This is a genomic window from Pseudomonas sp. PDM26 (assembly GCF_019219185.1).
Taxonomy (GTDB): domain Bacteria; phylum Pseudomonadota; class Gammaproteobacteria; order Pseudomonadales; family Pseudomonadaceae; genus Aquipseudomonas.
This window is the reverse complement of record NZ_JAHUWC010000003.1, coordinates 316,694-336,819: the sequence shown is the minus strand read 5'-3', so window position 1 is coordinate 336,819 and position 20,126 is coordinate 316,694. Positions and strand designations below refer to the sequence as shown.

Below are 20,126 nucleotides of genomic sequence, written 5' to 3'. Positions count from 1 at the left end.
CTTGTGATCAAGCCTTATCGTATCGGCCAGATTGTGCCGAGCTCCAACACCACCATGGAAACCGAGATCCCGGCGATGCTGGCAGCACGCCAATTGATCCGCCCCGAACGCTTCACCTTTCACTCCAGCCGCATGCGCATGAAGCAAGTGCGCAAGGAGGAACTGGCGGCCATGGACGGCGAGTCCGACCGCTGTGCCATTGAGCTGTCGGACGCCAAGGTCGATGTACTGGGTTATGCCTGCCTGGTCGCAATCATGGCCATGGGCCTGGGCTACCATCGCCAGTCCGAGAAACGCCTGCGCCAGGCCACCGCCGACAACGACGGTAACGCACCGGTCATCACCAGTGCTGGCGCCTTGATCGATGGCTTGAAAGTAATGGGCGCCAAACGCATTGCCATTGTCGCGCCGTACATGAAGCCGCTGACCGAGCTGGTGGTGGATTACATTCGCGAAGAAGGTTTCGAGGTGGTGGACTGGCGCGCCCTGGAAATTCCCGACAACCTGGCCGTCGCCCGCCACGACCCGGCCAACCTGCCCGCCATTGTGCGCGACATGAACCTTGAAGGCGTGGATGTGATCGTCCTGTCGGCCTGCGTGCAGATGCAATCGCTGGGAGTGGTCGCACAAGTCGAGGCCGAAACCGGCAAACCGGTACTCACCGCCGCCATCGCCACCACCTACGCCATGCTCAAGGCACTGGACCTGGAGCCCATCGTTCCGGGTGCGGGCGCGCTGCTGTCTGGCGCCTATAAATAGGAGAGTGTCATGAGCCAAGAACAAAGTGCCGATGCCAACTATCAGGGCGTGTGGGGCCAGCGCATCGGCTTTGGCAATAAGCCTGCACTGTTGATGATCGATTTCATGCAGGGCTATACACAAGAAGGCGCACCGCTGTACGCGCCAGGCGTGGTCAGCGCTGTAGCCGAGAGCGTCGAACTATTGGCCTGCGCCCGCCAACATGAAGTCCTGGTAGTGCATACAAACATTCGCTACCACCCAGGGCATTTTGCCGACGGCGGTATATGGGTCAAAAAAGCCCCCGTGATGAAAGCCATGATCGAGGGCAACCCACTGGCAGCCTTCTGCGAGCCGGTGCTGCCCAACCCGGACGAAGTGGTCATCAGCAAGCAATACGCCAGCTCGTTTTTTGGCACCAGCCTGGCGTCGATGCTGCGCGCCAAAGGTATCGACACCGTAGTACTGGCGGGTTGCTCAACCAGTGGCTGTATTCGCGCGACGGCGGTAGATGCCGTGCAGCATGGATTCCGGACCATCGTTGTTCGCGAATGCGTCGGCGATCGACACCCCGCACCACACGAAGCCAACCTGTTCGACATTGATAGCAAGTATGGCGATGTGGTGAGTAAACAGGAGGCCATGACGCAGTTCAGAAAATGAGAGGACCATTGATTTTCCCGGGCTGACACAGTGTCCTCCCGGGCAAGCCTGCAACCTCCACAGATTCACGGCTTTACCGAATAACCGGCAGAAATGGATATCTGCCGTCGAACCAGGCCGTAGAGCACTGGTCGCCAAATACTGAGCAAGGGTCGACATCAAACCCTGCCCAGTCTTCTGACACTGCCTTTGGAAGCCGCCGTCCGGTGCTACCAAAGCATTGATCCGCGGCTAAACAACAATCACAAAGTCACCGCCAGGAGACACCCATGCCCTCTGCAAATGTAGGTACACCCACTGCGACCACCGTCGCAGACCCAGTCCAGGCGCTTTACCGCAAGATCACCTGGAAGCTTATTCCCTTCCTCTGCTTCTGCTATCTGGCCTCCTATCTGGACCGGATCAACGTCGGCTTCGCCAAACTGCAAATGCTCGAGCATCTGCACTTCAGCGAAACGGCTTTCGGCCTGGGCGCCGGTCTGTTTTTCGTCGGCTACATCATTTTCGAGGTTCCGAGCAATCTGGTCCTGGAAAAAGTCGGGGCGAAGATCTGGATCGCCCGCATCATGATCACCTGGGGGCTGCTCTCGGCCTGCACCATGCTCGTCACTTCCACCACGCAGTTTTACATCCTGCGCTTCCTGCTCGGCGCCGCCGAAGCGGGCTTTCTGCCGGGGGTGCTGTATTACCTGACCACCTGGTTCCCGACCTATCGCCGCGGCCGCATCATCGCCTTGTTCATGATCGGCCTGCCGTTGTCCAGCGTGCTCGGCGGCCCGCTGTCCGGCTGGATCATGGGGCATTTCGACTACGCCGGCGGCCTGCGCGGCTGGCAGTGGCTGTTCCTCCTCGAAGCGATACCCAGCGTGTTACTCGGTGTGCTCACCTTCTGGGCCTTGCCGAACAACTACCGCCAGGCCAAATGGCTCAACGATGACGAGAAAAACCTGCTGGAACAGGAACTGCGCGCCGACGACGCCGACTCCACCGGCAGCAAGCACAGCTTTCGCGACGGTTTCTTCAACCTGAAGGTGTGGATGCTCGGTGGCATCGACTTCTCGATCCTGCTCAGCGCCTATGCCATGGGGTTCTGGATGCCGACCTTCATCCGCAACGCAGGCGTCGTCGATACCTTTCACATCGGCGTGCTCACCGCGCTGCCGAGCATTGCCGCGTTGCTGGGCATGCTGTTGATCGGCGCCAGCTCCGACAAACACCGCGAACGCCGCTGGCACATCATCGTGCCCTTTCTGGTAGGCGCAGCAGCCATGGCCAGTGCGCCCTTCTTTGTCGACAACGTGGTGGCGACCGTGGCGCTGTTCGCTATTGCGTCGGCGGCGATCATCGGCGCGGTGCCGGTGTTCTTCAGCCTGCCGGCAACCTTTCTCAAAGGCACCGCGGCGGCTACCGGCTTCGCCCTCGCCTGCTCGGTGGCGAACATCGCCGGGCTGGTCAGCAACTCGCTGATGGGCGTGGCCATCGACGTCACCGGCAGCAGCGCCGGCGCACTGTGGTTCTTCGCCGGCTGCCTGATTCTCAGCAGCTTCCTGGTGATTGCCCTGCCGGCCAAGCTGGTCAATCGTTGAGACACGTCAGCCAGGCGACTGCGTGTCCTGGTGTGAGTCGCAAGGGGATCTCATACAGCCCCCCTTGCGGCTGATCCCACCGACGCGGAGCAGCTCAAGCCAGGCCCGCGAGCCATCAGCCACCTCATGTTCAAACCCCTCCTGCGGACAGGCCTCGACCTCGTCTGACGGGAGGCGCTTTGTCCTCATTCCAGAGATCAACAGCATGCACACTCCTGCACTGCGCAAAGCCCATGCAATCAGCGGTACCCTCGGCGGCTGCCTGACGCTGGGCCTGGCCCCGCCACTGCTGGCCGAAGAAGCCGGCTTCATCGAAGGCGCGACGGCCAACCTGCAACTGCGCAACTACTACTTTAGCCGCGACTTCTCCGACATCGTCGGCCCCAACAAGCAATCCAGGGCCGAGGAGTGGGCCCAGGGCTTTATCCTTGATGCCCGCTCAGGCTACACACAGGGCAGTATCGGTGTCGGCGTGGACGTGCTCGGCCTCTACGGTGTCAAGCTCGACAGCAGCCCGAGCCGGGCCAGGACCGGACTGCTGCCGACACACGACGACGGCAGATCCGCCGATGAGTACGGCCGCCTGGGTGCGGCGATGAAACTCAAGGTCTCCGGCACTGAGCTGAAGGTTGGTGAGCTGCGGCCCAACCTGCCGGTACTGGTCTACAGCGATCTGCGCCTGCTGCCGCCGACCTACCAGGGTGCTTCGCTGGTCTCCAACGAATTGTCCGGACTCACCGTAAACGCTGGCCAGCTGCACTCCACCAGCCTGCGCGACTCGAGTAACACCCAGGAGATGTATGCACTGATCAATGACCCGATCAACCCGGCGCGTATCGCCAATTTCACCAGCGACCGCTTCAACTATCTGGGTGCCGACTACAGTTTCAACTCCAATCGCACCAGCGTCGGTCTCTGGCAGGCGCAACTGGAAGACATCTACCAGCAGCGTTACTACAGCTTCAAGCACGCCGAGCCAGTAGGTGACTGGACGCTAGGCATAAGTGTCGGCTACTTCGATGCCCGCGACGACGGCCGGAGCATCGCCGGCAAGCTCGATAACCATGCACTGTTCAACCTGTTGTCGGCGAAGCGCGGCGGCCATACCTTCTACCTGGGCTACCAGCAGATCGGCGGTGACGATGGTTTCATCCAGGTTGGCGCCAACACCAACCCGCTTGGCAATACCCTGCCTACCTACGAGTTCGCCGCACCGGATGAACGCTCCTGGCAAGTCCGGCACGACTACGACTTCGTCGCCCTCGGAATTCCCGGTCTGACCACCACTCTGCGCTACGTGACTGGAGACAACGTCACCACTGGGCGGGGGTTTGAAGGTCAGGACCGGGAGCGCGATCTGGATATTGGCTACGCTGTCCAGAGTGGAGTGCTGCGTGGAGTGGGTATCCGCATCCGCAACGCTATTGCACGCTCCAACTACCGTAGCGATATTGATGAGAACCGGCTGATCCTCAGCTATAACATCAGCCTTTTCTGATAGCCGTACCCGTCGGAACTTTCAGGCAGAGCAAGCCAAGAACCTGGGCACCATCAGCGACGGTGCCCAGGAGCCGACATGGCGAAGCAGAGCCTCAGCGAGCATCATCACCCTCGGGAAGATCACCCCGTGGTGAACCGGCGGTTGAGGCGCCACTACACAAGGACCCAACATAAATCAGTAGCACGCTTCGGGCAGAGGCTACGCTTTCATTTTCGCCTGCAGGCCGCCCACCGCTGGAGAGTGGGTTGGATCACAAGCTTGGTGAATGGTGGTCTTGCGGTATTTCAGCATCCCGCCACTGTGTTCATTGAGGTAGGCCGTGATCTCGCCAACAATGGCCAAGGCCACGCTTGCTGGGGTATCGCCCCCCAAATCCAACCCAATCGGATAATGAAGCCCGGGCACAACTTCTGGCGAACGGGCCGATGCGCCCATCTCATCAAGCAGTCGTTCTGTTCGCTCTCGAGGACCCAACTGCCCGACATAGGCGGGAGAACATTGCAAAACGTTTTCCAGCCAATACCGATCTTGTCGATAGCTGCGGGTCATAATCAGCACTGTCGCTGCACCTGTACAAGAAAGCAGGAAAGGATGGGCAGAAAATCGCTGGCCATGCCAGTGAAGTCATGACCAAAAACTACCTGCGGGACCACGAGGAAATCATCTGATCAGAGGCTATTCCGGACCTGAACATCAGCGAAATCACCGGGTAGTTTTGCGCCAGTTTTGCGCGGGTTTTGCGCAGGCACAAAAAAGCCGATCCATCTGATCGGCTTAAGTGTCTGATTTTACTCAGGAATAATGGTCGGGACGGAGTGATTCGAACACTCGACCCCTAGCACCCCATCTCCTTTTTCATACTTCTTGAAAGCTTCCAAAATTTTACTCTGGATTTTTCCAAGCGAGTATTTACTTGAGCTCCAGCGGGGTTCTGCTCTACGAGAATCCAGGAACGTCCATCAAGAGCCGACGTTTTTGTGGGGGTAAAAGTAGGGGGAGTCCGTTACATGACCAAAATTACCATCAAAGAAATCGAGTCGCTGACCGTTGAAGATGCGGGCCGGCTCCTCAGGGAGGATGGCAATCTGGCCGGTCGAATCTCAGTGCGCAAGGACGGCGTGTCGGGCAGCTTTTTTTCAGCGCCGAGATCCAGGAAAGGTGCGAAATTCACCGGTCTTATCCAGACGCTGAGCTTGGCACTCTTCTGCACTGCCCCCTTTTAAGTGAACAGTTGGATTCAACAACTTGATCAGTTAGGCGTGACTCTAGGTAAGAATCCCCCTAATCCGATAGTCAGACCGTCATGGCGCGATTCGAGGCAACAATTTGCTCGTGAGTAAACTGACTGCCGGGAGCCATGAACTTGGCGATCAGTGAGTCGCGGTTTTTTGGCGCTCGTGCTTTGTCTGCTGCCTGCAGCGCCACTTTCAATTCGGGCAATGTCAACTCGGTACAGTAGGCAGGCGTACCTGGTTGCTGACGCCACGAATCTTCAAGGTTGCCAGCGGCAAGCGCGATAAAGCCCGTATCCTCAACAAGATCCTGCGCGATTGTCTCTGCATTAATATCATCTCCGGCTACAGGTAAGGCGATGCGTTCTGAAGACCGGGCTGGTTGACCTTTGTCGGCAAGAGTCGCTGCGAGAACGGCGTTCCAAGCCTTAATCACCGGGTGGCCTATCTGCTCGCTTACCCAAACGCTCTCAGGCTTGCCGTCGTCAACTTCTTTGATTACCCCGTCGCGCCCCGGATAGTAATTGGACGTATCAATGACGACGGTTTTCTCCGGAACATTGCTCAAGGTTTGTTTGAGATCTGGGTATTTTGCGAAGGGGATCGAGAGGATCACAACGTCTACCTCGGAAACAGCATCTTCCTTGGTCACCGCGTGTACGCCGATCTCATTGGCAAGGTTCTGAATGCTCTGAGGCTCTTTCGAGTTTGCCAGTTTAATTTCATGGCCGCACGCAGCGAGCTTACGGGCAAGGGTAGCCCCAATATTGCCGGCGCCGATAATTCCGATTTTCACTTCAATAACCTCCTTACCTACAACCAATACTCAAGTGACTGCTTGGCTGGGTGTGCGAATGAATTAAGCGTGTCGCGAAGCCGCTGCGATCTGGGGTGTGCACGCATGTCGCCTGACTCAGGTAAATACGACTCTTCAAGAATGAAAGGTAACGCTGTCGGTAATCGGCACACGATCCATATGCATGCGGTTGCCTGGAGCGCTCTCGTCCGGATAGCCGAATGACATTCCAAACAGCATTTTCATTTCTTCAGAAATGCCTAGCGCCTCTCGGATCGTAGCTGCATAGAAACCAAGCGAGGTTTGCGGAATGCCGCCTAACCCTCGGGCAGCAAGTGACAGTAGGAAGGTCTGCCCATACATACCGATGTCGCCAGCAGTTCGAACATTGTCACCAAACACTGGCATAAATAGAAAAACGGCCTGGGGCATTAAAAAAGGACAAATTCAAGGCTGCCGCGCGCCGGCGCCCCTCCTTGTCCTCACGCATAACGTTCATAGCCTCGTAGTAGGCTTTGCCTTGCGCATTCTTGCGGCCTCCGTAGGGGCCGTAAAAAGCATCCATATCGAACGAAAAGTCTGGTGTGAATTCGCCTGCAGTATTTTTCGCGTGGAGAATTTGCGAAAGCTCTTTCAGTTTTTGGCCACGAACGATGTGTACATCCCAGGGCTGGGTGTTGCAGTTGGAGGGAGCGCACTGGGCATCCTTCAACACCTCCTGAATGATGTGATCGGGCACAGAGGTGTCCAGAAACCCACGAAAAGACCGCCGGGTACGAGCCGTCTTTTGGAATTGAAGGGTGTCATCCACCGCTGTATCAGCATCGAATCTAGCTATTGAAATAGTCATGATTTCCTCTTTGTGCAAGCGTGAAAAATATTCAGTCGGTTGCCGGATGACCGAGCGCATCGAGTGTTTGCCGAAGCTCATCGATACCCCGCTCATCAAGCTGGCAAGCTGACTTAATTTTGCTAGTAATTCCCCGAATGTCAGCTTCCAACATGCGGCTATCAGGCGTCAGGTCGATCATCACGCGACGCTCGTCGGCGGGATCCCGTGTGCGGCTGACGAGTTCGGCAGCCTCAAGCCTTTTCAGCAATGGCGTTATGGTTCCAGCGTCCATCGAAAGCCGAGTTCCAAGGGCGCCCACAGTAAGTGGCGAGCCGTTTAGAAGCTCTAGGATGACCAGGTACTGCGGGAAGGTTAGGCCCAAGGGCTCCAGATAGGGTTTGTGCAATCGCACGACCCGATTTGCCGCCGCGTAGAGTGAAAAAGACAGCTGGGTACCCACCCGCTTCCGGTTCGAAGTCATTTCATAGCTCGCTATTATATAGTGCACTATATATTCTAGAAGGAGAGTCGCACTGTCAACCGACGCCTTCGGCCCTCGACGAATGGCTCATCTAGCTAAGTAGACTATGCCTTACAGTTGCTGTGATTTGAGGCGGACGCCGGGTCATGCAGTAGCGAATGACCAATCCCACTTGCCAGCTGCGTCAGTCAGCGTTTCAGGCTGTAGCAGAGTGCTCTGCTAGTAGCCAAACCTTCCGCGAGATTGCGCACCGCATTCATCCATGCTCTCCAACGGTTGATCAGCTTTGCCCGCCTTTCCCAATATGAATCGGAGCAAGAAGAAACTGTGCCCTCGCTACTGCGATCCAACAAGCTGCCTCTGTTTTTTGCGCTGGCAGCCCCGAAAGCCTGAAAAAGAATAACGCCTAGCATCCAAAAATCAGGACACGCGTCGGCGACAAAAGGAGACGGAGCGCGTCGGACTTATCTGTGTAAGGATCAAGCAGACTGGGTGAGACGCGGCTGAAGGCCAGGACTGTCTTTTCATCACGCTTTATTTCACCTGTTTCAAACTCAATTTGAATCGTGCTCTGACTTCAAATAGGTTTTTGCCCACTCACGGTAATTGTCCGAGAGCGTGTATTTAGAAAGCAGCTCAGGAAGGGAAAGCTCACACCCCTCTGTGCCGCTTTGTTCGCGCAGCGCCTCGTCGGTCGCTTTAATCGCGGACAAATAGGGAGCATGCCCATTGACCACGATCCGCACATTGGCTGCACTCAGTTTCTCAACATCGCTCAGAGCAGGGTTTCCATAATTGATCAGCATGATCGGCACAGAAAGGTGTGAGGTAAGTGTTTCCAAATGTTGGAAGTCCTTTACTCCGATGAGGCAAATCGCGTCGGCCCCGGCTCTTTCATAGGCTGTGGTGCGTGCAATGGAATCGTCCAAAGTGGTAACGGCCACATTCGTTCGGGCGATGATGCTGAGGGCATCATCTGAGCGGGCGAACCGCGCGGCGTATATCTTGGCTGCGGCTTCTTCCCTTTCGATAAGTACGTGCGATTGCTCGTCGAATTTGGCCGGTAAGTGGGTGTCCTCCAGCGTTAGGGCGGCAACACCGGCTTTCTGAAGTTCGGTCACAGTTCGCATCACATTAAGCGCGTTTCCGAATCCATGGTCAGCGTCCCCAATGATTGGAATCTGGCTGGCACGTCCGACTCTGGAAACCTGCTCGACATATTCATCCAGCGTGAGCAGTGCGATGTCCGGTGCCCCGAGCACTTGAAGCGAGGCGACGGAACCACCTTGAATGGCGACATCAAAGCCAAGGTCGGAGGCCATACGAGCCGAGATAGGATCGAATACGGAAGCAGCAAATTTGCAGACGGTTCCCTGGAGTAAATCACCAAACGCCTTGCGCAATTCATGGTGTGATCGCTCAATCATTTTTGGCTCCATCAAATTCATTCAAGTAATTCCCCGGGTTCGTTCCGCATTGGACGGAACCTGAAAGGCAATACCGGTCATAACCGTTTCTGAGGCGAAATGACCGGATCGCTTTGCGGATTATTTCTGCGCCAGCAATGCCTTTCTTGCTGCCTTTTCGTGTTTCATGGCGGCGATTTCACGCTCGCAGGCCTCGACATCGAATGAGTTGTCCCACTTGGCAATGGCAATGGTGCCGATGCCATTACCGATCAGGTTGGTCACGGCCCGAGCTTCATTCAGGAAGCGGTCAATGCCCAAGAGCAAAACGAGGCCTACCAGAGGAATGGAGTGGATAGTTGTGAGCGTTGCAGCCAACGTCACAAACCCCGCACCTGCCACGCCAGCCGAACCTTTGGACGTCAGCAGGAATACGCCCAGCAGAATCATCTGATCCACAAACGTCAGTGGTGTATTAGTCGCCTGGGCGATGAAGATGGCGGCCATGGTGAGATAGATGCAGGTGCCGTCCGCGTTGAAGGTGTACCCCGTTGGCAACACCATGCCCACTACCGATTTTTTGCAGCCAAGCTTTTCAAGCTTCACCATCATTCGTGGCAGCACGGCTTCGGTTGAACAGGTGCCAAGCGTGATGAGAATTTCATCTTTGAAGTAACGAAGGAATTGCATGAGCGGCATGCCCGACCATCTGGCAACCGTGCCCAGCACCACCACGATGAAAATCAAGGTTGTGATGTAGAGCGCGACCAGCAACTGACCGAGTGACAGCAAGGTACCAATCCCGTACTTGCCGATAGTGAACGCCATGCCGGCACCGGCACCAATCGGCGCCAAGCGCATAACCATTGCGACGATCTTGAACAGGCCTTGCAGGAACAAATCAATGGTATTGATCAGCGGCTTGCTGGTTTCGCCCATTTGAACCAGGGCAACACCCATCAACACCGAAAGCAGGATGACCTGGAGCATGACGCCATTGGAGAATGCGCCGAGGAACGTGTGGGGGATGATATTGAGGAAGAAATCAATGGTGCCGCCCTGTTCACTGGCGGCCTGGCTGTACTTGCTGATAGCACTTCCATCAAGCGCGTTGACGTTAATGTTCATCCCGACGCCAGGCTTGACGATGTTGACCACAATGAGGCCGACGACCAGGGCGATGGTGGATAGAATCTCAAAGTAGATCAGCGCCTTTACGCCAATTCTCCCGACCTCTTTGATACTGCCCATCTTCGCGATACCCACGACGACGGTACCGAAAATAATAGGCGCCAATAGCATTTTGATCAGTTTGATGAAGGCGTCGGCAAAGGGTTGGAGCTTGGCTCCAAAATCAGGCACGAAGTAACCGATTGCTGCACCGATTACGATGCCGATCAGCACTTGCACATACAGCTGGCCGTACCAGCGGGACTTGGAAATTTCCACGGAAGCACCTCATTTTATTTTTGTGATGGGCATGTGGCTTGGCGTCAGTGGGTGACGCCTGATTCTGCGGCCTCTTTAAAGGAGGCCGCAGATTGAGGGTGATCAGCCTTCGCCCAACTCACGCATTACTGCGTACAAGGCGGACTTGGCTTCGAAGCCAACACCTGGGATATCCGGCAGACCGACATAGCCATTTTCGACGCGGATGCCATCAGCAAAACCGCCGAAAGGCTGGAACACGTCTGGGTAAGATTCGTTGCCGCCAAGGTGAAGACCTGCTGCGATGTTCAGAGACATCTGGTGACCACCATGCGGAACTACGCGGCGGGAAGACCAACCCATTTCTTCCATCACCTTCAAGGTGCGCATGTACTCCACAAGCCCGTAGGACAGAGCACAGTCGAACTGGAGAAAGTCGCGATCAGGGCGCATACCACCGTGACGCAGAAGGTTACGGGCGTCTTGGTGGGAGAACAGGTTTTCCCCAGTGGCCATAGGCAGTTCATAGTGGTTTGCAAGCTCAGCCTGCAGCTCATAGTCCAGCGGATCGCCGACTTCTTCGTACCAGAAGAGGTTGTACTTTTTGATGGCCTCCGCGTACGCAATACCTGTCTTCAGATCGAAGCGCCCATTGGCATCGACCGCCAGTCGACGACCGTCGCCAACTACCTCAAGTACCGCTTCGATGCGACGGATATCATCGTCCAGAGGAACCGCACCAATCTTCATCTTGACGACATCGTAGCCACGATCCAGATAGCTCTGCATCTCCGCTTTGAGCTTAGTCTGATCTTTGCCAGGGTAGTAATAGCCACCCGCTGCGTAGACCCAAACCTTGTCATCTGCCACGCCGTCACGATAACGGTCGGCCAGCAGGCGATACAGAGGTTTGCCTTCAATCTTGGCAACGGCATCCCACACAGCCATGTCGATGGTGCCAACTGCGACTGAGCGCTCGCCGTGACCACCTGGTTTTTCGTTAGTCATCAGGGTTTTCCAGATGGCGAACGGATCCAGGTTGTTGTTTTCATGGTCGACAAGAGTGTCTGGGTCAGCTTCTGTGATACGCGCCAGGAAACGATCACGCATCAGGGCACCTTGGCCATAGCGACCATTGGAGTTGAAACCGTAGCCGATGACAGGTTTACCATCGCGAATCACATCCGTAATGACAGCGACGACCGAGCAGGTCATTTTGGAAAAATCGATATAGGCGTTGGCAATTGGGGAGGCAATAGAAACAGTTTTTTCACGAATGTCTACGATACGCATGACGGGTTCCTCTTGTTGTTTGTGGCCCCACGTTATGCTTTGCGATGTCACCCGCCCAATGCTATTAATGCCGGACCCTATGCACAGGAGGCATGGCCCTTGGAACTCGTTTGGCTCGAAGATCTTTCAGCTCTTGCGGAATACGGCAGCTTTGTTCGGGCGGCTGAAGCGAGGCATGTTACTCAGCCAGCATTCAGTCGCAGAGTGCGCTCATTAGAGAATTGGATGGGGGTACAGCTGTTCGTTCGCACCCCTCAAGGTGCGACCTTGACCGAAGCTGGGAGGCAAATTTTGCCAAGTGCTCAGGAGGCCGCCAGGCGCTTGTACAGGATGCGCAACGAAGCTCAAGAGGTGGCGGGAATGGCCGCTAAATCGCTGCACTTCGCTGCAACCCACTCTCTGTCGTTTACATTTTTTCCAAGGTGGCTTCGAAGCGCAGAAAACGGCGCCCCAATCGAGGCTGTGCAATTGCATTCAGATAGCATGGCTGTCTGTGAGCAGATGCTTATACATGGACAGGTTCAGTTTCTGCTCTGTCACCGCCATCCCGACGTTCCCCCCTTACTGGCTCCTGACCAGTTCATAGGTAAAAAAGTTGGAGAGGATGTTCTCGTTCCTCTGGCGAGTGCTTCTGCCAACTTCGGTACCTCCCCAGCGGCATTGCCGTATCTGGCTTACAGCCATGAGTCAGGATTGGGGCGCATAGTTGCTCACCGACTGCATGGCAAGGAAGATTACCTTCACCTCAAACCACTTTTCAGCAGCCACCTCGCGGCGGTTCTGATGTCCATGGCACTGGAAAGCAAAGGAGTTGCGTGGTTGCCCAAAAGCCTCACCGAGCAAGAAATACTGGATGGGCGCTTAGTCAGAGCACTCGACGAAAGCTGGGATATCCCCCTGGAAATTCATCTGACCCGTCCAACAGCGCCACTCAGTCAATCTGCCGAAGAATTCTGGGCCAGGGTGGGCGACTAGATCCCAGTAACCTGATTCATCAGATTATCGCCCAGTCTAACTCTTACTATCAGGACACTACGAAGCATTGACGCGCATGCGCCGCTGTGAAACGGACGTAACCCGAGGTTCAAGGTCTCCGAGGTGCTATTCAGTGCGTCGGCCACCTGTTCTTTGAGTGCCTGATCGATTTACAGCATAACGTCAGGGCCTAGGGTGAACCTCGAGCGGAATTTCCTGCCCCTCCATGTTCTCAGCCTTTCCAGAATCTACGCGAAGGATTCCACCTAGAGCCAGTGGTTCTGTAGGGGTAAAAACACTTAAAAATAAAAAGGGGTCGCGAGATAAAATCTCGCAACCCCTTGAATTATATGGTCGGGACGGAGTGATTCGAACACTCGACCCCTAGCACCCCATCTCCTTTTTCATACTTTTTGAAAGCTTCGAGAGTTTCACTCTGGATTTTTCCAACCGAGTATTTGCTTGAGCTGCAGCGGTGTTCGGCTCTACGAGAGTCCGGTAACGTCCATCAAGAGCCGCCGTTTTTGTGGGGGTAAAAGTAGGGGGAACCCATTTCATTGCCAAAATTACCATCAAAGAACTCGAGTCGCTGACCGCCAACGATGCCGGCCGGATCCTCAGGGAGGATCGCAATCTGGCCGGTCGAATCTCTATGGACGATGAAACTCGACAAGCGCACCCACGGGGTCGGCGAACGCTCCTGATCAACCCCTGAAATAACCACAACACCGGGGAAATGCCCGGCGTTGTACCTTCCCCGCAAACCTACTTTCAACGCCCCAGGTCCTGGCCGGTATTGCGCTCGAAAATCGCCCCCTCGATACCCAGCACTTCACGTGTGTCGGCATAGATCCCGACGCCCTTTTCCCAGACGTGCTTGATCGACTGATCGGCACAGCGAATCCGGTAATTGAGTTCGAACGGCTCCTGCCGCGACAGGGCATATTGCACCTCGCGCCAGACGTAATCGGCATCCTGCGCCAGGATCAGGCTGTTGTAGGTGAATTCATGGTTGTCCACCAGCCGCTCCGGTGGATACCCGGTCAGTTGCAGGCAACCGGCACTGACGAATTCCATGGTCCAGTCGCGGTTGTTGCGACCGCGATAGATCAGCCCCGGCATGCTGTCGAGCAAGCTCATGCTGCTGCGCTGGCTGGCCTGCAAAGCAATCTCGCGCCGCTTGTGCGCAGTGATGTCGCCGGCCACCAGATAGAAACCCTGCGGCCCACGCTTCAGGCTGACGTCGAACCAGCGCAGTTCCCCCGAAGGGTGAACAAAGCGCAGCCGCTGGTTGAAGGAGGTTTCGGGGCGCCGACGCAGTTCATGCAGGGCCTGACGCCACAACGAACGGTCTTCGTGGTGCACATAGTCGATGAGGTTGCGTTCCGTGCCCGGCAGATCCATCAGCTCGACCCAGGCCAGGTTGAAATGGGCGATCTGACCGTTATCGCGCAGTTCGAGCAACGCCGCCGGAAAGCGATCCATCAGGTGCAAGGGCAGTGTCTGCACGAATGCCTCTGGCCGTTCCATCATCTAATGACGCTCCTCGTGTCTCACCGACGCGGCGTTGTGCACCCACGCCGCCAGCTCCAGGCGCGAGTGCAGGCTGAGTTTCTGCAACAGATTCCTCACATAGATTTTGACCGTGCCATCGCTGATCCCCAGTTCCCGGCCGATCTGCTTATTGCTCATGCCAGCGGCGATCAGGGCCAGGGTCTGCCCCTCGCGCTCGGTCAGGTTGCCGGTGTCGAGCGGATCCGAATCGTACGCAGGCCGGGTCACCGACTCGCCCTGATCGGCCAGCAGCGCAATCAGGGTTGAATCCAGAACGATCGCGCCCTTGTGGCAATTGCGCATGTAGGCCAGCAACGCATCGGGCTCGGTTTCCTTGAGCACATAACCACTGGCCCCCAGGCGCAGGGCGGTCAACAGCTCGGCGCGATCCATCGATGCGGTGAGCACCACCACCTGGCAGTCGAGACGCAACTGACGCAGTTCGTCGAGCACCTGCAAACCGCTCAAGCCGGGCATGTGCAGATCAAGCAAGACCTGCTGCGGTGCCAGGCTCACGGCCAGGTTGATGCCTTCGCGGCCACTGGCGGCCTGCCCCACCACTTCGAAGTCGTCGCTGGCGCCGAACAGCTGTGCCAGTCCTTTGCGAAACAACGGGTGATCATCGATCAGTAATAAGGTCGTGCAGTCCATCGAAACTCCCCTGTGGCAGGTCTTGGTGGCGGCGAAGGCCAAGGTGTACGCGGACCCCGTGCGGGCGGATCGCCTCAATGGTCAATCGGGCGCCAATGCTCGCGGCGCGCTCGCGGATAATCGCCAGGCCGAAATGGTTTTCCTCCCCTGACGCCGGGCTCAGTCCGATGCCGTCATCCTCCACCGAAACCGAAGCATCACCGTCCTGGTTTTGCCGCAACTCGATGCGCACATGCCGTGCATGGGAATGGCGTACCGCGTTGGCCAGAGCCTCGCGAATGATCTGCAGAATCTGCAGTTCGGTTTCCGGGCTCAAAGCGTCATCAGCCAGGCGATTGTCCAGTTCAAAAACGATGATGCAGCGCCGCGAGAACTCGGCGACAGAGTCGGCCAGGGCCTGGCGCAGCGAACGCCCATCCATGGTCAGACGAGCGCTGGTGATCAGCTCGCGCACCTGGCGCTGCAGCTGACTCAAGCCGCCGCACAGTTCCTGCAACGCGGCGAAGGCCTGCGCAGGCTCGCCCAACTGCGACTGCAGCAAACGCGCCTGGAACGACAGGTAACCCAACTGCTGAGCCACCGAATCGTGCAGCTCACGGGCCAGGGCGCCGTGCCGGGACGTAGCCTGTTTGCGCTGTTGCTCACGGGTGTAGCAGCGCAAGCGCACGGTGACGCCGACCGCCTGCGCCGCCTCTTCCAGCAACTGGCGCCAGCTTGCGTGGACCCGTTGTGGGGTATCGAGCAACAACACCCCTTTACTCGAATCGTCGCTGTGCGGCAAGGCACACAGCAGGCGATGTACGCCCCGTTGCCGGCAAGGGCCACAGGCCTGAGCCGCATCAGGCAGTGTCGAGTCACGCCAAGGGCAACGCGCAACGTCCTGACAGCCCTCGAGCAATCCGCGCCGTGCCGGCCCCAGGTCTTCGCCGCCCAGGATCAGATTCAGTTTGCAGGTCGGCAACAGTGCTTCGAAACGGTCCAGAAAACCCGGCAAGGCACCGTCAGCGTGCACCTGACTCAAGGGCAACCCGGCCAGCAGTTTGCGCACGCTGCGCGCCTGTTCGGGACGCACACGCCCCAACCAGAGCGGCCACCACTGCACTCGTGTTCGCACTATCGATCACTCCCCGTCCGGTTGCTCAGCCCTGAGCAAAGACCAGCAACTTCCATGCCCCGAACAGGCGTTGCGCAAGACTTATCTCCAAAGACATAGCCCTTTTTCCGGATTGAGAAGATTTTCCCCACAGGAAAGTATCTTCCCCAACAGGAAACAAATTCCCAGTCCAACGCCACCTTTCTCGCCCTTCGACAGGCGCGGATCAGCCAGGAAAGCCCACATGACGGATAGACACAGCGCCGCCCCGGACCGACTTCACAGCCTCCCGCGCTATCGCCAGCCGCTGCCTCGTGAAAGCGTCACCCGGCACATCGTAGTCATGCAATCGGCGGCCGCCTGCTCGCCCGTTGTCGGGGAACTGGAACAGCCCTTGGTGCTGAATGGCGAGAGCGCCGACTTTTCCCGGCGCCTGCATCAGGTGCTGGTCAGCGCCACCGTCGGCAGCCATCTCTACATCATGGGCGACGAGGCCTTTATCTGGCGCATCCACGGCGAGGCCCGCAGCGCCGGACTGGAAAATGACGAGATCGACATCACCCGCACGATTGCCGGTGCGCGCCTGGTGTATTGCGTGCACTGCGGCCTGACTCAGGCCGCCGGGCCAGAGGCGCTGCTGACCTGCATCGGTTGCGACGTAGGGCTGGAAGTGCGCGAACACTTTTCCCGCCGCCTGGGGGCGTACCTCGGCGTCTGCACCAACCCCGACCAGCCTTATGCCGAAGTCCGGTCATGAGCGCCGCAATCGAAGTGCGGGTCAGCGCGGCGAGAATGCTTACTCCAGTGGTGCGCGAATTCACCCTGCAGGCATGCGCCGGGCCCCTGCCGGCTTTCTCCCCCGGCAGTCATGTGCAGGTTCACCTGCCACTGGCCGAGGGCAAGCTGCGCAATGCCTATTCACTCACGAGCGACCCGGCGGACAGCCAGCACTACCGCATTGCCGTACGCCTGCAGGAGGCCTCCCGCGGCGGCTCGCAGTACCTGCATCGGCAAGTCCAGGTCGGGGACACGCTGCAGATTTCGCCACCGGCCAATCTGTTCGCCCTGCACTCGACCGCCAGCCTGCACATCCTGATCGCCGGAGGCATCGGCATCACGCCGTTCATGGCCTACATCGCGGCCCTGGAACAACGCAAGGCCCACTTCGAATTGCACTACCTCTGTCGTCCGGGACTGAGCGATGCCTATGTCGAGGCGTTGCAACAGCGACTGGGATCGCGCCTGCACACCTACGCCAGCCGCCCGGACCTGAGCCGGATCCTGCGTGATCGACCGCTGGGCAGCCACCTTTACACCTGCGGCCCGCAACCGTTGCTCGACGCGGTTCGGCAACAGGCCAGGGCACTCGGCTGGCCGCCCGGCCGGGTGCACTGGGAAGCTTTCAATGCCGCACAACCGGGCCAACCCTTCGACCTGGAACTGCTGCGCAGCGGCCAGCGCTTGCGAGTCGGCGCCGAACAAAGCCTGCTCGAAGCCCTGGAATCCGCCGGGCTGCAGATCCCCAACCTGTGCCGCGGCGGGGTCTGCGGCCAGTGCATGACCCGCCACGTGGGCGGCGACATCGAACACCGCGACAGTTTTCTGAGCCCCGCCGAGCAGGCCGACTTTCTCATGCCCTGTGTCTCTCGCGGCTGCGGCCCTTGCGTTTCGCTGGATCTTTAGGAGTCGACCATGACCATTCAATCAAGCCCCGTGCAGAGCTATCGAGACGATTTCAGCTTTCGCAACAGCCCCGCCGCCATCCGCCGTTTTCCCTTCCCCTTCACCGAGGACAGCTACCTGTATTCGGTGAACATCGAACCGGCGACCTCCCGGGATCCCGGCTCGATTTACCAGCACGGGTTCGACATCGACGAACACTACCGTTCGGAAATGGCCGAACGCGCCCTGGTGCTGGACAAGGATCCGCGCCGCTACCTGGTGATGCCGCACATGCAAGTGGCGGCCTGGGATGCGCTGCAGATGCTCATGGAGCACCTGGCCGCGGATTATCCGCAGTGGTTCTCGCTGGTGCGTGAAGGTGATCACTGGCATTGGCGCAACACGCTGCTGAACATCGATCAGCACTTTGTGTTCGGTGATGCCACCAGCCTGCCCTGCGAGCCGTTGGAGTTCATCGGCCGACAGGTGCAAGGGGATTTCGCCCTGCTCGATCAACGCGACGGCGATCTGTACATGGACGCCGGCCTGGTCACCAGCCCGGCCGACTGGTCCCTGGCCTTCGACGCCGGCATGAGTTTCAAGCAGTGGCATTCGCCGGTGCCCATGGCCCATCAGATGGGCGTGTTCGACCGCGCGCTGAAGTACCTGCTCAACTTGCAAACAGGCCAGCCGGTGCGGCGTCTTAACTGGACACTGACGATCAATCCACGCCTGGATTCCTCGCCCGAGACTTTCCATGAATGGGGCGCCGACCGCGGCCGCATCACCGCCGAAAACGTCGGGCAACAGGTTCACCTGCGCGTCGAGCTGCAAGTGATGGCCCGTCTGCCGCGCAGCAACGCGGTGATGTTCAGCATCCGCACCTACCTGATCAGCATGGACGAACTGGTCACTCAACCCGGCTGGGGTTGTCGCCTGCACCGCGTGCTGCGCGACCTGCCCGAGCCGATCGCCGACTACAAGGGCATGAGCCGCTACCGACAGACCCTGGTCGAGTGGCTGAGCCGCTTCGATCCGCAAGCCTGACCCTACCCACTTTCCCCCGACAAGGATCCTCACATGGCTCATTCATGGCGTATTTCTGCACTGGCCGAACGGCACCGCGCACTCGGCTCGAACCTGGAAGACTGGAACGGCATGGGCACTGCCTGGACCTACGACAGTGACCTGGCCGATCACCATCAGGCGATCCGCACCCGGGCCGGGCTGATGGACGTGTCCGGACTGAAAAAAGTCCACTACGTCGGCCCCCACGCCGAAAGCCTGCTGCAGTGGGCGACCACCCGCGACATCGCCAAGCTTTACCCCGGCAAGTCGGTGTACGCCTCGATGCTCGACGAGGACGGCAAGTTCGTCGATGACTGCATCGTCTACCGCACCGGACCCAACGCGTTCATGGTGGTGCACGGTGCCGGCAGCGGCCACGAAATGCTGGTGCGCTCATCCCAGGGCCGGCAAGTGGCGGTGCTGTTCGATGACGACCTGCACGACCTGTCGCTGCAAGGGCCGCTGGCGGTGGACTTTCTCGCCGAGCACGTTCCCGGGATCCGTCAGCTGCCTTACTTCCATCACCTGCAAACCCGCCTGTTCGATCGCCCGGTGATGATCTCGCGCACCGGCTATACCGGCGAACGCGGCTACGAGATTTTCTGCAAGGCCGCCGATGCCCCGGCGCTGTGGGACACGATCCTCGAACAGGGCGCAGGCCTGGGCATCATCCCTTGCGCCTTTACCGCCCTGGACTGGTTGCGGGTGGAAAGCTCGCTGATGTTTTTCCCCTACGACAACTCGCAGATGTACCCCTTCGCCGATCAGAAGGCTGGCGACACTCTGTGGGAAATGGGCCTGGATTTCACCGTGTCCCCGGACAAGCGCGAGTTCCGTGGCGCCGAAGAGCACTTTCGGTTGCGCGGCCGGGAGCGCTTCAAGATCACCGGCGTGTTGCTCGAAGGCGTCCGCGCCGCGGAGGCCGGCGACACCCTGTGGCAAGGCAACCAGCAAGTCGGGGTGGTCACCTGCGGCATGTATTCGCGCCTGAGCAAACGCTCGATGGCCATCGCCCGCATGAGCGTCGCCTGCTCGAATCCAGGCATCGCCCTGCAGGTGCGCGGCAGCCAGGAAAGCGCCGCAGTGACCCACGCCCTGCCCTTCGACGACCCGGAAAAAACCAAGCGCACGGCCAAGGGCTGAGCCTCCAACCACTTTATCCAAGGG

22 protein-coding genes and 1 pseudogene are annotated in these 20,126 nt (G+C 58.2%); 11 read left to right on the top strand and 12 right to left on the bottom strand.

Annotation, left to right across the window (positions count from 1 at the left end):
* Window positions 1–3: 3 nt before the first annotated feature.
* The 4 genes from KW849_RS08620 (at window position 4) to KW849_RS08605 (ending at window position 4,485) form a co-directional block, all read left to right on the top strand.
* A complete protein-coding gene (locus KW849_RS08620; RefSeq protein ID WP_371319121.1) occupies window positions 4–759 on the top strand; it encodes an Asp/Glu racemase in 756 nt (251 codons plus the stop codon).
* A 9-nt stretch (window positions 760–768) separates the two neighbouring features.
* A complete protein-coding gene (locus tag KW849_RS08615; RefSeq protein ID WP_218428984.1) occupies window positions 769–1,401 on the top strand; it encodes an N-carbamoylsarcosine amidohydrolase in 633 nt (210 codons plus the stop codon).
* Between the two features lie 269 nt (window positions 1,402–1,670).
* Window positions 1,671–2,987 carry an MFS transporter gene (locus KW849_RS08610; protein ID WP_218428983.1) on the top strand — a complete coding sequence of 439 codons (1,317 nt, stop codon included), beginning with the start codon at window positions 1,671–1,673 and terminating at the stop codon, window positions 2,985–2,987.
* Between the two features lie 205 nt (window positions 2,988–3,192).
* Entirely contained in the window at window positions 3,193–4,485 is a 1,293-nt protein-coding gene (locus tag KW849_RS08605) for an OprD family porin (protein WP_256357131.1), read from the top strand.
* 201 nt (window positions 4,486–4,686) lie between these two features.
* Here KW849_RS08605 and KW849_RS08600 read toward each other — a convergent pair whose 3' ends face one another.
* Window positions 4,687–5,037 carry an XdhC family protein gene (locus KW849_RS08600; RefSeq protein WP_218429145.1) on the bottom strand — a complete coding sequence of 117 codons (351 nt, stop codon included), beginning with the start codon at window positions 5,035–5,037 and terminating at the stop codon, window positions 4,687–4,689.
* Between the two features lie 5 nt (window positions 5,038–5,042).
* Between KW849_RS08600 and KW849_RS31305 the strand changes: the two are divergent.
* Together KW849_RS31305 and KW849_RS08595 are read left to right on the top strand one after the other, a co-directional pair.
* Window positions 5,043–5,156, top strand: a pseudogene (locus KW849_RS31305) (integrase); the annotation flags it as partial.
* 339 nt (window positions 5,157–5,495) lie between these two features.
* A complete protein-coding gene (locus tag KW849_RS08595; RefSeq protein ID WP_218429156.1) occupies window positions 5,496–5,711 on the top strand; it encodes a hypothetical protein in 216 nt (71 codons plus the stop codon).
* Between the two features lie 70 nt (window positions 5,712–5,781).
* Here KW849_RS08595 and KW849_RS08590 read toward each other — a convergent pair whose 3' ends face one another.
* The 7 genes from KW849_RS08590 to KW849_RS08565 all read right to left on the bottom strand — a co-directional run bounded on the left by KW849_RS08590 (window position 5,782) and on the right by KW849_RS08565 (window position 11,956).
* Window positions 5,782–6,522: an NAD(P)-binding domain-containing protein gene (locus KW849_RS08590; protein ID WP_218429144.1), complete on the bottom strand. Its 741-nt coding sequence runs from the start codon at window positions 6,520–6,522 to the stop codon at window positions 5,782–5,784.
* Window positions 6,523–6,651: 129 nt separating this feature from the next.
* Window positions 6,652–6,879 (bottom strand): nitroreductase family protein, encoded by a 228-nt coding sequence (locus tag KW849_RS31300; RefSeq protein ID WP_256357129.1) that lies wholly within the window; start codon window positions 6,877–6,879, stop codon window positions 6,652–6,654.
* A 28-nt stretch (window positions 6,880–6,907) separates the two neighbouring features.
* Window positions 6,908–7,366: a nitroreductase family protein gene (locus KW849_RS31295; protein ID WP_256357128.1), complete on the bottom strand. Its 459-nt coding sequence runs from the start codon at window positions 7,364–7,366 to the stop codon at window positions 6,908–6,910.
* Between the two features lie 31 nt (window positions 7,367–7,397).
* Window positions 7,398–7,829, bottom strand: coding sequence for a MarR family winged helix-turn-helix transcriptional regulator (locus KW849_RS08580; protein WP_218428982.1), 432 nt, complete (start codon window positions 7,827–7,829; stop codon window positions 7,398–7,400).
* A gap of 554 nt (window positions 7,830–8,383) precedes the next feature.
* Window positions 8,384–9,256: an oxaloacetate decarboxylase gene (locus KW849_RS08575; protein ID WP_218429143.1), complete on the bottom strand. Its 873-nt coding sequence runs from the start codon at window positions 9,254–9,256 to the stop codon at window positions 8,384–8,386.
* A gap of 120 nt (window positions 9,257–9,376) precedes the next feature.
* Window positions 9,377–10,684, bottom strand: a complete 1,308-nt coding sequence (dctA, locus tag KW849_RS08570) for a C4-dicarboxylate transporter DctA (protein ID WP_218428981.1) — start codon at window positions 10,682–10,684, stop codon at window positions 9,377–9,379.
* A 102-nt stretch (window positions 10,685–10,786) separates the two neighbouring features.
* Window positions 10,787–11,956, bottom strand: a complete 1,170-nt coding sequence (locus tag KW849_RS08565) for a mandelate racemase/muconate lactonizing enzyme family protein (protein ID WP_218428980.1) — start codon at window positions 11,954–11,956, stop codon at window positions 10,787–10,789.
* 99 nt (window positions 11,957–12,055) lie between these two features.
* On the opposite strand from KW849_RS08565, the gene KW849_RS08560 reads away from it, so the two are divergent.
* Entirely contained in the window at window positions 12,056–12,931 is an 876-nt protein-coding gene (locus tag KW849_RS08560; RefSeq protein WP_218428979.1) for a LysR family transcriptional regulator, read from the top strand.
* A 508-nt stretch (window positions 12,932–13,439) separates the two neighbouring features.
* Here KW849_RS08560 and KW849_RS08555 read toward each other — a convergent pair.
* From KW849_RS08555 to KW849_RS08540, 4 genes are read right to left on the bottom strand one after another with little or no spacing between them, the layout of a single operon-like run.
* A complete protein-coding gene (locus KW849_RS08555) occupies window positions 13,440–13,706 on the bottom strand; it encodes a hypothetical protein (protein ID WP_218428978.1) in 267 nt (88 codons plus the stop codon).
* Window positions 13,703–14,464 (bottom strand): PAS domain-containing protein, encoded by a 762-nt coding sequence (locus KW849_RS08550; RefSeq protein ID WP_218428977.1) that lies wholly within the window; start codon window positions 14,462–14,464, stop codon window positions 13,703–13,705. Before KW849_RS08550 ends, KW849_RS08555 begins: the two co-directional genes overlap by 4 nt.
* Window positions 14,465–15,136: a response regulator gene (locus KW849_RS08545; RefSeq protein ID WP_218428976.1), complete on the bottom strand. Its 672-nt coding sequence runs from the start codon at window positions 15,134–15,136 to the stop codon at window positions 14,465–14,467.
* Entirely contained in the window at window positions 15,105–16,250 is a 1,146-nt protein-coding gene (locus KW849_RS08540; RefSeq protein WP_371319120.1) for an ATP-binding protein, read from the bottom strand. Before KW849_RS08540 ends, KW849_RS08545 begins: the two co-directional genes overlap by 32 nt.
* A gap of 223 nt (window positions 16,251–16,473) precedes the next feature.
* Here KW849_RS08540 and KW849_RS08535 point away from each other — a divergent pair, with 223 nt between their 5' ends.
* The 4 genes from KW849_RS08535 to KW849_RS08520 are packed head-to-tail and all read left to right on the top strand — an operon-like array spanning window position 16,474 to window position 20,102.
* Window positions 16,474–16,986, top strand: a complete 513-nt coding sequence (locus tag KW849_RS08535) for a dimethylamine monooxygenase subunit DmmA family protein (RefSeq protein ID WP_218428975.1) — start codon at window positions 16,474–16,476, stop codon at window positions 16,984–16,986.
* A complete protein-coding gene (locus KW849_RS08530) occupies window positions 16,983–17,912 on the top strand; it encodes a PDR/VanB family oxidoreductase (protein ID WP_218428974.1) in 930 nt (309 codons plus the stop codon). The genes KW849_RS08535 and KW849_RS08530 overlap by 4 nt, the downstream gene beginning before the upstream one ends.
* 9 nt (window positions 17,913–17,921) lie before the next feature.
* A complete protein-coding gene (locus KW849_RS08525) occupies window positions 17,922–18,938 on the top strand; it encodes a DUF3445 domain-containing protein (RefSeq protein ID WP_218428973.1) in 1,017 nt (338 codons plus the stop codon).
* 33 nt (window positions 18,939–18,971) lie between these two features.
* Window positions 18,972–20,102, top strand: coding sequence for an aminomethyltransferase family protein (locus KW849_RS08520; RefSeq protein ID WP_218428972.1), 1,131 nt, complete (start codon window positions 18,972–18,974; stop codon window positions 20,100–20,102).
* The last annotated feature ends 24 nt before the right edge of the window (window positions 20,103–20,126 follow it).

Bases quoted from the DNA above. Each gene is read 5' to 3' on its own strand.
- KW849_RS08565 (WP_218428980.1), bottom strand. From the start codon at position 11,956: ATGCGTATCGTAGACATTCGTGAAAAAACTGTTTCTATTGCCTCCCCA.
- KW849_RS08530 (WP_218428974.1), top strand. From the start codon at position 16,983: ATGAGCGCCGCAATCGAAGTGCGGGTCAGCGCGGCGAGAATGCTTACT.
- KW849_RS08580 (WP_218428982.1), bottom strand. From the start codon at position 7,829: ATGACTTCGAACCGGAAGCGGGTGGGTACCCAGCTGTCTTTTTCACTC.
- KW849_RS08520 (WP_218428972.1), top strand. From the start codon at position 18,972: ATGGCTCATTCATGGCGTATTTCTGCACTGGCCGAACGGCACCGCGCA.
- KW849_RS08575 (WP_218429143.1), bottom strand. From the start codon at position 9,256: ATGATTGAGCGATCACACCATGAATTGCGCAAGGCGTTTGGTGATTTA.
- KW849_RS08610 (WP_218428983.1), top strand. From the start codon at position 1,671: ATGCCCTCTGCAAATGTAGGTACACCCACTGCGACCACCGTCGCAGAC.
- KW849_RS31295 (WP_256357128.1), bottom strand. From the start codon at position 7,366: ATGACTATTTCAATAGCTAGATTCGATGCTGATACAGCGGTGGATGAC.
- KW849_RS08600 (WP_218429145.1), bottom strand. From the start codon at position 5,037: ATGACCCGCAGCTATCGACAAGATCGGTATTGGCTGGAAAACGTTTTG.
- KW849_RS08550 (WP_218428977.1), bottom strand. From the start codon at position 14,464: ATGATGGAACGGCCAGAGGCATTCGTGCAGACACTGCCCTTGCACCTG.
- KW849_RS08595 (WP_218429156.1), top strand. From the start codon at position 5,496: ATGACCAAAATTACCATCAAAGAAATCGAGTCGCTGACCGTTGAAGAT.
- KW849_RS08535 (WP_218428975.1), top strand. From the start codon at position 16,474: ATGACGGATAGACACAGCGCCGCCCCGGACCGACTTCACAGCCTCCCG.
- KW849_RS08525 (WP_218428973.1), top strand. From the start codon at position 17,922: ATGACCATTCAATCAAGCCCCGTGCAGAGCTATCGAGACGATTTCAGC.
- KW849_RS08605 (WP_256357131.1), top strand. From the start codon at position 3,193: ATGCACACTCCTGCACTGCGCAAAGCCCATGCAATCAGCGGTACCCTC.
- KW849_RS08615 (WP_218428984.1), top strand. From the start codon at position 769: ATGAGCCAAGAACAAAGTGCCGATGCCAACTATCAGGGCGTGTGGGGC.
- KW849_RS08545 (WP_218428976.1), bottom strand. From the start codon at position 15,136: ATGGACTGCACGACCTTATTACTGATCGATGATCACCCGTTGTTTCGC.
- KW849_RS31300 (WP_256357129.1), bottom strand. From the start codon at position 6,879: ATGTATGGGCAGACCTTCCTACTGTCACTTGCTGCCCGAGGGTTAGGC.